The organism is Yeosuana aromativorans, assembly GCF_014646655.1.
Lineage (GTDB): Bacteria > Bacteroidota > Bacteroidia > Flavobacteriales > Flavobacteriaceae > Yeosuana > Yeosuana aromativorans.
In genome coordinates this window covers 42,578-53,611 of sequence record NZ_BMNR01000012.1, presented here as the reverse complement: position 1 = coordinate 53,611, position 11,034 = coordinate 42,578, and the positions used below count along the sequence as shown (strand labels likewise).

General features: G+C 34.3%; 12 protein-coding genes and 1 pseudogene. 9 read left to right on the top strand and 4 right to left on the bottom strand.

What is annotated here, in order from left to right:
• Positions 1 to 103: 103 nt before the first annotated feature.
• Positions 104 to 319, bottom strand: a pseudogene (locus IEW94_RS16465) (TMEM175 family protein); the annotation flags it as partial.
• A 245-nt stretch (positions 320 to 564) separates the two neighbouring features.
• On the opposite strand from IEW94_RS16465, the gene IEW94_RS16460 reads away from it, so the two are divergent.
• Positions 565 to 1,167 (top strand): SatD family protein, encoded by a 603-nt coding sequence (locus IEW94_RS16460; protein WP_188655115.1) that lies wholly within the window; start codon positions 565 to 567, stop codon positions 1,165 to 1,167.
• Positions 1,161 to 1,877 carry a DUF3307 domain-containing protein gene (locus IEW94_RS16455; protein WP_188655113.1) on the top strand — a complete coding sequence of 239 codons (717 nt, stop codon included), beginning with the start codon at positions 1,161 to 1,163 and terminating at the stop codon, positions 1,875 to 1,877. Before IEW94_RS16460 ends, IEW94_RS16455 begins: the two co-directional genes overlap by 7 nt.
• 16 nt (positions 1,878 to 1,893) lie before the next feature.
• Here IEW94_RS16455 and IEW94_RS16450 read toward each other — a convergent pair whose 3' ends face one another.
• From IEW94_RS16450 to IEW94_RS16440, 3 genes are all read right to left on the bottom strand, one after another.
• Positions 1,894 to 2,340 (bottom strand): DM13 domain-containing protein, encoded by a 447-nt coding sequence (locus IEW94_RS16450; protein WP_188655111.1) that lies wholly within the window; start codon positions 2,338 to 2,340, stop codon positions 1,894 to 1,896.
• Positions 2,341 to 2,427: 87 nt separating this feature from the next.
• Positions 2,428 to 5,616, bottom strand: a complete 3,189-nt coding sequence (locus IEW94_RS16445; protein WP_188655109.1) for a cytochrome c biogenesis protein CcsA — start codon at positions 5,614 to 5,616, stop codon at positions 2,428 to 2,430.
• Positions 5,617 to 5,717: 101 nt separating this feature from the next.
• Entirely contained in the window at positions 5,718 to 6,107 is a 390-nt protein-coding gene (locus tag IEW94_RS16440; protein WP_188655101.1) for a group III truncated hemoglobin, read from the bottom strand.
• Between the two features lie 60 nt (positions 6,108 to 6,167).
• On the opposite strand from IEW94_RS16440, the gene IEW94_RS16435 reads away from it, so the two are divergent.
• The 7 genes from IEW94_RS16435 to corA are packed head-to-tail and all read left to right on the top strand — an operon-like array spanning position 6,168 to position 10,979.
• Positions 6,168 to 6,935, top strand: a complete 768-nt coding sequence (locus IEW94_RS16435; RefSeq protein WP_188655099.1) for a Rossmann-like and DUF2520 domain-containing protein — start codon at positions 6,168 to 6,170, stop codon at positions 6,933 to 6,935.
• Positions 6,916 to 7,446 carry a KdsC family phosphatase gene (locus tag IEW94_RS16430; protein ID WP_188655097.1) on the top strand — a complete coding sequence of 177 codons (531 nt, stop codon included), beginning with the start codon at positions 6,916 to 6,918 and terminating at the stop codon, positions 7,444 to 7,446. The genes IEW94_RS16435 and IEW94_RS16430 overlap by 20 nt, the downstream gene beginning before the upstream one ends.
• Positions 7,439 to 7,765 (top strand): hypothetical protein, encoded by a 327-nt coding sequence (locus tag IEW94_RS16425; protein WP_188655095.1) that lies wholly within the window; start codon positions 7,439 to 7,441, stop codon positions 7,763 to 7,765. Before IEW94_RS16430 ends, IEW94_RS16425 begins: the two co-directional genes overlap by 8 nt.
• Before the next feature lie 15 nt (positions 7,766 to 7,780).
• On the top strand, positions 7,781 to 8,716 hold the full coding sequence (locus tag IEW94_RS16420; protein WP_229669561.1) for a geranylgeranylglycerol-phosphate geranylgeranyltransferase: 936 nt from the start codon (positions 7,781 to 7,783) through the stop codon (positions 8,714 to 8,716).
• Entirely contained in the window at positions 8,716 to 9,303 is a 588-nt protein-coding gene (locus IEW94_RS16415) for a Maf-like protein (protein WP_188655093.1), read from the top strand. The genes IEW94_RS16420 and IEW94_RS16415 overlap by 1 nt, the downstream gene beginning before the upstream one ends.
• 43 nt (positions 9,304 to 9,346) lie before the next feature.
• A complete protein-coding gene (locus tag IEW94_RS16410) occupies positions 9,347 to 9,877 on the top strand; it encodes a mechanosensitive ion channel domain-containing protein (protein WP_188655090.1) in 531 nt (176 codons plus the stop codon).
• 31 nt (positions 9,878 to 9,908) lie between these two features.
• Entirely contained in the window at positions 9,909 to 10,979 is a 1,071-nt protein-coding gene (gene corA / locus IEW94_RS16405; protein WP_188655088.1) for a magnesium/cobalt transporter CorA, read from the top strand.
• Positions 10,980 to 11,034 lie beyond the last annotated feature (55 nt).

Genomic DNA, 11,034 nt, shown 5'->3' with positions numbered 1-11,034 from the left:
TCGTCCAGAATTTTCAGTTTAAAAGGTTCTGAATACCGTCTGATTACTTTGTCATTTTTGTACATAATGTTTAAAATTATGTAGCCTTATTTCAGGACGGGTCATTAACATGCTTTACGGTATGCATCATATGGTGATGATTGTTCCAGTAAATGGCCAAATAAACAAAACTCAGCACATAACTTACAAAAACTGGCAACAGCGGTTTTAAATCTTCAAAAGCGCCTCCATCATGAGGCACCTTTAATTCCAATACCATAATGGTGATGATAATTGCCAAAACCCCATCCGTAAAGGCTTCAAGTCGTCCTTTTGTCATTATATTATTTTTTTATCATTGATATTTTTGAGTACACAAAATACAAATTATCAGCAATAAATAATATACATATATTTAGTTGCAACTAATATGATTGCATTTTAAGATAAAGATAAATATCATTCATATAACTAATATTTTATATTATTAGCTTTTAAACTAATATTTTATATTATTAGCCTTTTAACTAATATATTTGGTGATTAACCAAAAAATGGATACATTTGACTATAAAGTAGTATAAAATGACCAGTATTATTACAGGAGACATTGTCAATTCAAAAGAAAGCGAACCAAAAAAATGGCTTGATGCTTTAAAAACAGTCTTCAATAAATACGGCAAAGAACCTACACAATGGGAAATTTATAGAGGCGACAGTTTTCAACTGGAAGTAAAACCAGAAGATGCCTTGGAAATAGCCGTTTTAATAAAAGCCACCATAAAACAGTTTAAAGATATTGATGTGCGGATGGCGATAGGCATTGGCGATAAAACATATACATCAAACAAGATAACTGAATCCAATGGCAGTGCATTTGTTAATTCAGGAGAGTGTTTTGAACGGTTAAAAAAGAATACCTTGGCCATAAGATCACCGTTTACGGCCTTTGACTCACAAATAAACATTATGCTAGAATTGGCCCAGTTAACCATGAACAATTGGACCGTTACCACCGCTAGCTTAATTAAAATCGCCATGGAACATCCTGAACTAAATCAAAAAGAACTTGCCAATTATTTTGATAAAACCCAAGGGAACATTAGCCAAGGCTTAAAACGTAGTGGCTATGATGAAATTTTGAAAATGGTACTATACTATAACTCACAAATAAAAACGGTATGCTAAGCTTGTCAATAAAGCTCGTACTGGCCCACTTTTTGGGAGATTTTTTGTTTCAGCCAGAAAAATGGGTGGTTCATAAGGAAACAAACAAGCTCAAATCTAAATTTCTATATTGGCACATAGTAGTTCATTTTGGGGCTCTTCTGTTGGTGCTTCAAGCTGATTTTAAGTATTGGTTGGGCATGGTCATCATCATTGTGTCACACTATATCATTGATGTTTTCAAGCTTCTCCTTAAATCCAAAATAAACCCCAGATTGCTTTTTGGGACGGACCAATTGTTGCACATTATAGTTATAGCTATTGTGGTCAATATCTACGAGCCCTATAACCTCAATATAGAAAGCTTTTATAGCCCAAAGGTCTTATTGTTAATTACTAATGTGATAGGCGTTACGGTGGTATCTTCCATCATCATGAAAACCATCATATCAAAATGGTATTTAGAAGAAAATACCAGCCAAGAGTCTTTAGAAAATGCCGGTGCTTACATTGGCATGCTAGAGCGCTTGTTTATATTTGCTTTTATTGCCATGAATTACTGGGAAGGTATTGGTTTTTTACTGGCGGCAAAATCCGTATTCAGATTTGGGGATTTATCAAAATCCAAAGACCGAAAGTTAACAGAGTACATCCTTATTGGAACATTAATTAGTTTTGGCCTGGCGTTTTTGTTTGGAATGGAATATAAATATATCATAGAACTAATCTAGTTGCCATTACACTTTCTTACTCCAAAACAGCATATCCAAAATTAACGGAATATTCAACACACCAAATAATCACATATTTATAGGTGGATAAATCAACATTGTTTGGCAAATCATATTCGTAATCCCCTTCTATTCCTTTTAAAGCGCCTAAATCCATGTATGAAGTTACTGATGTATCGGTAGCTAAATACACATTTAGCACAGGACCATTATCGGTTTTAAAATTCGTGAAGTTTAATTTTGTATGTTCTGAATTTACAGTGGCTTTCCCTTGTGTTGTATGCGCTCCAGACATAAAATCACCCATATACAATTTCCCTGAGTTGGTGTCCATTGTTCCATTATCTGAATTATCATTTGGCATAGAATCGTTCATTTGATTGCTGTCCATGGAATCATCAGAAGATGTTGAACAGGATTGAAAAGTGGTAATTGCTAAAATGATTATAAATAGAAGTTTCATGACAAAAAATAGTTGGATTGTTTCAATTTATGTCGAAAACAATCCAACTAGCTTACAAAGAAGTTTAATCAGCTTCTTTTGAAAATTCTATTTCTTGTAAAATTTCAAATATTTTCTATAAGAAAAATATCCTACCACAGCTAAAAACAGCACAGCTGCCACAATAAATTTAACGCTCACAATTTGGTCTCCACTAGCGTAAGAATGCAATCCTGCCAAATAGAAGTTAACCCCAAAATACGTCATCATGATACTAGCGTAAGCTGCTACCGACATCAGGTTAAAAAACCAACGTCCGCGAAGTCCTGGCACTAATCGCATATGAATAACAAAGGCATAAATCATAATGCTGATAAGAGCCCAAGTTTCCTTTGGATCCCAGCCCCAATAGCGTCCCCAACTTTCATTGGCCCACATACCTCCCAAAAAGTTTCCAATGGTTAGCATAACTAAACCTATGGTTAAAGACATTTCATTAATAATAGAAATTTCATTAATGTTAATGAGCATGTTTTCTTTATTATCCTTGTTTGTAAAAATCATTAAAAACAGGGCCACAAAACCTAATATCATTCCTAAGGTAAAAGGACCATAACTTGCCACAATAACGGCCACGTGAATCATTAACCAATAACTGTTTAAAACTGGCTGTAAATTGGCAATAGCAGGATCCATCCAGTTCCAATGGGCGACCATTAATATCATGGAAGTCACAAAAGCTGTAGCAGCTATAGTAAGGTCACTTTTTCTACCAAACAACAAACCAAAGAGCATGGTTGCCCAAGCCACATAAATCATGGACTCATAGGCATCACTCCAAGGTGCATGCCCAGATATATACCAACGCAAGATAAGTCCTAAGGTATGTAGAATAAACAGCCCTAAAATGGCTAGTTTAAATACGTTAATCGAAATTTTTAATGCCTTGCTTTTGCTTTTAAAAATTTGGACAATAAGAACCACGAACAACAAAGTTCCTGCGTACAGATACCAACTGAACAATTTTTTGAAAATATCATATTTATTATAAAGCACCTCAGTATTGACCTTTTTGTCACTTATCATCACGGATTCACCATAACGGTGTTGGGTTTTTTTGAAAGATTCCAACAGTTTGTCAGCGTCTTTAAAATTACCTGTTTCTTTAGCATTTTGTAACGTATATAGATACGCTCTAAACCCATTGTTTACAAAATTGGCATATAGAGAATCCTCTATTTTATAATTACCTTCCCTGTATTCTGCCGATGAGATCCATTTATTATTTGAATCATTGGGAACTGGAAATATTTTCAAGGATTTGCCTTCAATAGTGTTGTATAATAAATTAACCCGTTGATCGGCTTCCTTGAACTCTTTTTGAAATGCGTTGGGAACTTGTGCCTTATAAGCCTCATCAAGATAGGGTGCCAATTTATATTGTCCTTCATCTGTTAAAAAATCGGAGAGCGAAGCATATTTCACGTCTTTATCAACCCCAATTATTTTTCTAATAGAGTCGTCTTTTTTGGATTTCAAATAAATGATTGGCACATTGTACCAAAGCATGGGACTTTCTTGTATTGACAAGAATATTTGATCGGCATTAAAAGATTCATACTCATCATCTTTACTTAGCTTTCTAAGTAATTCTGAAGCATAGGTATTAACAGGCATCATACGACCACTTAAATCTTGGATAACCAAATGTCCAAATTTATCTGCATGTTCTTTTGGAGTAATATTGGCCTTTAAAATAGAATCTATTTGTGCTTTTGTTGGTTTAGAATGGATATGTCCGTCACCTTCAGAATGTCCTTGCGAAAATGCATTCAAACCAAAACCTATCAATAAGATGGCCAGGAATTTTGATTTTTTTGCCTTGATGCTATTTAGTTGGCTTTCCAAAAACTTAAATCGAGTTCCCTTACTAAACATAATGGCCATCAATCCAAAGAACAACATAAAATAACCAATATAGGTTACCCAAGTTCCCCAAAAATCATGGTTGACTGAAAGCACAGTGCCTTTTTCATCGCCGTCAAAACTAGATTGGAAGAAGCGGTATCCTTTAAGTTCTAATATATGGTTCATATAAATTTTATAATCAAAATTTCCATCTTCTTTATCAAAAACGGTTACTTTACTGGAGTATGATGAGTAGCCTCTGGTTGTTCCCGGATAACGCTCTGCCTCAAAATCATTGAGTTTAATATCAAATGGAAGTTCCAATACTTTAGCCCCATAACGAAGGTGAATATCCAATCCACCAATTTTAACTGTTTTAAATGGGTTATTTAGCCCTTTGCCACCTAAAACACCTACTGTTTTGCTTTCTCCATTGGTTGAAATTTTAAACAGTAATCCATCTTCATCCTGTGTATTTAGTATCTGGGATTTTTTTACAATGTCTATTTTGCCTTTTATAACCGGTTTTGGAAACACCATTTGCATACTGCCTATGACATACCGTGAACGCAATGCCAAAGGCTGTAGGCTATCTTTAACCAAAACGCCTTTAGCCATGGTTGCCATGGTCATATATTCGCCTTCAAATGGGGATTTAATAAAAAGACCATCATCATTATAAGTGAAATTAATAGCGCCTTCGGTAGGAGAATTAAGTGTAAACAATACATTGTGGATAATCATTATTTGACCATCCTTCAAAAAATGGTTGACCGCTCCCCCATTTTCTGCCTCAACTATTTTTAGATAATTTTCTCCATTATCATCGGGCACAATATCTTCTTCTGCTCCTGCAACAAATTTTTCTAATTCTATTGACACAGGTTGTTGGTCATATTTAGCATTGATGGAAAAACTGTTTTTTAAACGAGGAGAAAAATCCACTTGCCTTTCAATAGGTAATCGTTGCGGTACACCATCAATTTTATAGTCTCCATCAATATAAGCCGTTACATATGTTTTTTGTGAAAGAAACGTATGCTCTGTAGCGCCTTCTCGAATATGCATCATGCCTTCAAAACCAGTATATCTGGTTATAAATGCACCAACAATGATGAACACAAACGCAATGTGAAGCGTAAACGTGGCCCATTTTTCTTTTTTATAAAGACGGTATCTAAAAATATTACCAGCAAAGTTTATAACAAAAAACAATAGAATAGCCTCAAACCACCAAGCGTTGTAAATCAAGGTTCTTGTATACGGCGTTGGCGACGTGCTTTGTCCGGCATCTAAAATGGTTCCCGTTGCCATCGCAGCCGCAAACACAAGAAATAAAACTGCAGTAAGACGTGTAGAAAATAGGATTTTGGAGATTTTATCTAACATGATATTTAAGTTCAATAATGAGCCACAAATTTAGGGCATTTTGTTCAGTAAGAAATGATATAAATCATAAAAATATCCTTAAATTTTAACGTATTGAATGCTTAGTTTTGTCGCGCTTCAAAAATTTTTAAATATAAAAATGTGCCCATTTTTCTAGCTCTATGCTTTGCGTTTTCGGCATAATCTCCCGTAAAGAGCTCATCTATGGTCTGAATCCAAAGGTTTAACCACAAACCAAAATGTTTGTCTGTAATGGAATGGTTAAACATACTGTCAACTTTTACGTGAGCCTCTAAAGGATTTCCCAAATATTTTGTTTTCAAAAACAAATTGGATTCCCAAAAAGCTGTGAGTTTACTTAAATGATCGTCCCAATCGGTGATGACCTCATTAAAAAAAGGCCCTAGAACAGCATCCTTACGCACTTTGCCATAAAATGTTGAGACCAACAAAAAAATATCATCTCGGTTTTTTATATCTTTTTTTTCCATAGTAAACAAAGATACACCAATAGGCTTTTATATAACCGTTTACTTACTTATTTTAGCACTATGATTTCTGTTGTTATACTAGGCGCTGGTAATGTGGGTACACATTTGTTTAAAGCTTTCAATAAAGCTGAAAATATTATTGTAAATCAATGGTTTAGCCGAAAAACAAAACCTATTGATTTATATAAAAACACCGTTGAAGTTACAGATAATCTGTCTTCGCTAAAAGAGGCTGACGTGTATGTTTTGGCAGTGAGTGATGATGTCATTTCCAATCTTTCTTCCAAGCTTACTTTTGAAAACAGACTGGTGGTGCACACCTCAGGTAGTGTTGGCATTCATGATTTGGATAAAAAGCACAGACGTGGTGTATTTTATCCATTGCAAACATTTAGTAAGGAAGCCGATATGGATTTTTCAAATGTTCCCATTTGTATTGAAGCTATGGATAAGAATGATTTTAATACGCTAAAGTTATTGGCCGAAAGTATTGGAAGTACCAGTTATAAGGTAAGCACAGAACAACGAAGCTCATTGCATCTAGCTGCTGTTTTCGCCAATAATTTTACCAATCAATTATACAGGATTGCCCATGAAATAACAGAATCTAAAAGTGTGGAATTTGATGTTCTAAAACCCCTTATTTTAGAGACTGCCAAGAAAATCCAGACCATGTCCCCTTACATGGCACAAACAGGCCCCGCCAAACGCAACGACAAAAAAACCATTAAAAAACATTTAAAATTACTTGAAGGTTCACATCATAAAGACATTTATGAATTGTTGACAGCTTCAATACAACACACCCATGGAAGAAAAAAGCTATAAAGAATATCTGGAACACATAACCACCTTTGTTTTTGATGTTGATGGTGTTTTAACTAATGCCACGGTAACCGTTACCAGTTCAGGAGAATTGTTACGCACCATGAACATGAAAGACGGCTACGCTCTTAAGACCGCCATTGACCAAGGGTACAATATCTGCATCATTACCGGCGGATCAAATGAAGGCGTCCGTATCCGTTTGGAAGGATTGGGCATTAAGGACATTTACCTAAAAGCCCATGACAAAATCAAACTATTGGATGAATACCTCAACAAATACAATATCAAATCTGAAAACGTTCTTTATATGGGTGATGATCTACCCGACTATCCAGTTATGAAGCGAGTTGGTCTACCATGCTGTCCACAAGACGCCGTGCCAGAAATAAAGAATATTTCTAAATATGTGTCCCATAAAAATGGTGGCTTTGGGGCCGTAAGGGATGTTATAGAACAGGTACTTAAAGTCCAGGAAAAATGGAACAAAAACTTTGATGCCAAGTATGATTGATTTTTTAATGACTAGACAAAGGAGAAGGCATAGTACAGGTTTTGGGTATATTGGGTTTGGAAATAACCAAAGCATTTTCAACCAACACTCTAAAAAAGCATTTTCCGAATTAAAAGACAAGTTAAATGAAGAAACTCATATACACCATCAAATCCACTTTTCTCATAAAAGATTGACTAAAACTGAAAAGGAGGGTATTAAAAATAGGATAAGAAAAGCAGAAAAAAGGAAATCCGTTAAAATTATGGTTGTAACAATTGGCTTAAGCCTTTTGCTTTCCTTTCTTTGCTACAAATACATAATATCACCTCTTTTCTAGAGCTTTTGAAAACTAATGGATAAGTATAATATGATACCAAGCATCCTTGACCTCATCCGTTGGAAAAATTTATTGATGATTGCTTTGGTTCAATGGCTTATCAAATATGCTTTATTGAAACCTTTTGGAGTCAGCATGTCCTTAAACGGGTTTGAATTTATTCTTTTAATGGTAGCAACCATTTGCATTGCGGCGGCAGGAAATGTCATTAATGATATTTATGATGTTGAGACCGATGAAATCAATAAACCAGAAAAGGTAATCATTGGAAAACACATATCTGAAAAAACAGCCTATAATCTATTTATTATTTTAAATGTTTTGGGCATGGCAATCGGCTTTTACCTGTCAAACATAGTTGCCAAAAGTGGATTGTTCTCCATATTTGTGATCATTTCGGTGTTGTTATACGTGTATGCCTCTTATTTAAAGCGGACTTTATTAATTGGCAATATTGTCATTTCAATTTTGGTCGCCTTAAGCATTATCATTGTTGGAATATTTGAGTTAATTCCTGCTATCACACCTCAAAACCAAGGCATTCAACTTACTTTTTTCAAAATTTTATTGGACTACGCCTTGTTTGCATTTATATTGAATTTCCTTCGGGAAATCATCAAGGACATTGAAGATATTGATGGTGATTACAAAGTTGGCATGCAAACACTGCCCATTGTTTTAGGGCGTGACAGGGCATTAAAGCTATTGTTTGCATTATCATTTATTCCGTTGTTGCTTATTGTTTTTTACATTGTTAACACACTATACAAACAGCCTATTGCGGTTATCTATTTTTTGGTTTTAATAGTGGCTCCACTAATCTATACAATCATTAAAATAGCTTATTCAAAAACTAAAAAGGATTTTCAAATCATCAGCAATCTGTTTAAATTGGTCATGCTTTTTGGCATGTTGTCCATGTTATTGTACAAATATGTTTTGTTATCATAATGCTTAAGGAAAAATTAAAAAACCATCATATCATTTTAGCTTCTGGCTCACCAAGAAGACAGTTGTTTTTTAAAGAACTGGGCTTGGATTTTGAAATTCGATTAAAACCTGTAAAAGAAGAATATCCACCTAGATTAAAACACTTTGAAATTAGTGATTATCTATCGCAATTAAAAGCATTACCATTTAAAGAAGAACTTAAAGAGCATGATATCCTTATTACTAGTGACACCATTGTGTGGCATAACAACCAAGCTTTAGGAAAACCTAATAGTGAAAGAGATGCATTCAATATGATACAATCTTTAAGTGGGAAAACACATGAGGTCATTACATCGGTTTGTTTTACTACCAAAACCATTCAAAAAACAATCAATGATATCACAAAAGTGACGTTTAAAGAACTCACTGCCGATGAAATTGATTATTATATCAAAATCTGCAAACCATTTGACAAAGCCGGTGCTTATGGCGTCCAGGAATGGATTGGCCAGATTGGTGTCACAAAAATTGAAGGCTCTTATTTTAACGTTATGGGGCTTCCAGTGAACTTGGTTTATCAAGTCCTTTTAGAATTGGTAAAGTAATTTGGTGTATTAAACTTATCTTTGTTAAAAATTTTATTTCAGTATGGAAAATTCGTTTGGCACATTTTCAAAAGAGATTATATTTTCTATCATCTTAATTGTTCTATTTATTGTTTTAAACTTCATTTTTAAAAAAATACTTAAAGGGATTGGCAAAAGGAGCAACATCAATATAGCCAGGGTCAACCTCATGGGCAGATATATTACCGTTACTTTATTTTTAATTGCCATACTCATTGAAGCCATTGTATTGGGAGTTGAACCCAATCAAATAGCATTGGTATTTTCGTCAGTGTTTGCTGTGGTTGGAATTGCTCTATTTGCCATTTGGTCTATTTTAAGTAATATCACGTCTGGCGTTATCATGTTTTTCTCCTTTCCTTATAAAGTTGGAGATAAAATACAAATTCACGATAAAGATTTTCCTGTTGAAGCCATCATTGAGGATATTGGCGCTTTTCAGCTGCATTTAAGGTTAGACAATGGTAATTTAGTAACGTATCCAAACAATCTCATGTTACAAAAAGCAGTAACCCTTATTCAAAAAGATGCTATTGAGGAAGATTATGATTAAAATCTTATATTTATAATATCAATAGCTTTTCATGAAGAATAAGAAAAGAACACATCAATATAAAAAAAAGATAGGATTAAGTCCTGGATCTATTGTTTACACTGGCGAAAAAGAGTCCCAAAATCTTTTTATTGAATCGTTTGATTACAACCAAGACGTTATTGAAGAGAAAGTCCATGTCAAAATTGAAGATACCTTCCAATATAAATTAACCAAAAACGTAACATGGACTAACATCAATGGACTCAACCATGTAGATTCAATTGAAAAAATAGGCAATCATTACAATATCCATCCGCTCACATTAGAAGACATTGTTAACACATCGCAAAGGCCCAAGGTTGAGGATTATGACAATTATATGTTTGTGGTCTTAAAAATGCTGTATTATGATAAGGATGAACAAGTTATCACAGAACAGGTAAGTTTCATTATGGGCGATAATTATGTATTGTCCTTTCAAGAGGCCGAAGGTGATGTGTTTGATACTGTACGCGACCGGATACGCCTTTCAAAAGGGCGCATCAGAGGTTTGGGCGCAGATTATTTACTTTATGCCTTAATTGATGCCGTGATAGACCATTACTATATTGTTGTTGAAACAATGGGCAATAAGATTGAGGATTTGGAGGATAATTTGTTCAATGGATTTTCACAAGAAGAAATAAGCCAGGAAATACAAAATCTAAAACGAGAAGTCTTAAAAGTAAGACGAGCTATCTTTCCGTTACGTGAAATAATTAGCAAAATTGAAAAGAACGAAAATGAATTGATAAAAGACAAAACCCTGCATTATTTTAGGGATATTTATGACCACGTCATTCAACTTTCAGAAAATATTGATATCTACAGGGAAATGATTTGGAGTTTAATGGACATGTATATGACCGCCTTGAGCAACAAAATGAATGAAGTCATGAAAGTGCTTACAGTTATAGCCACTATATTCATTCCGCTCACCTTTTTTACCGGGGTTTATGGAATGAATTTTGACCACATCCCAGAATTGCATTACAAATACGCCTACTTTATTTTGTGGGGCATTATGATTGTTCTTTTTCTTGCAATGTTATTTTATTTCAAAAAAAAGAAATGGTTTTAGTTTTCTTTTCATTTCGTTAAAGAAACATTAAAGCCTTCAAGTTCGCTGATTTCTT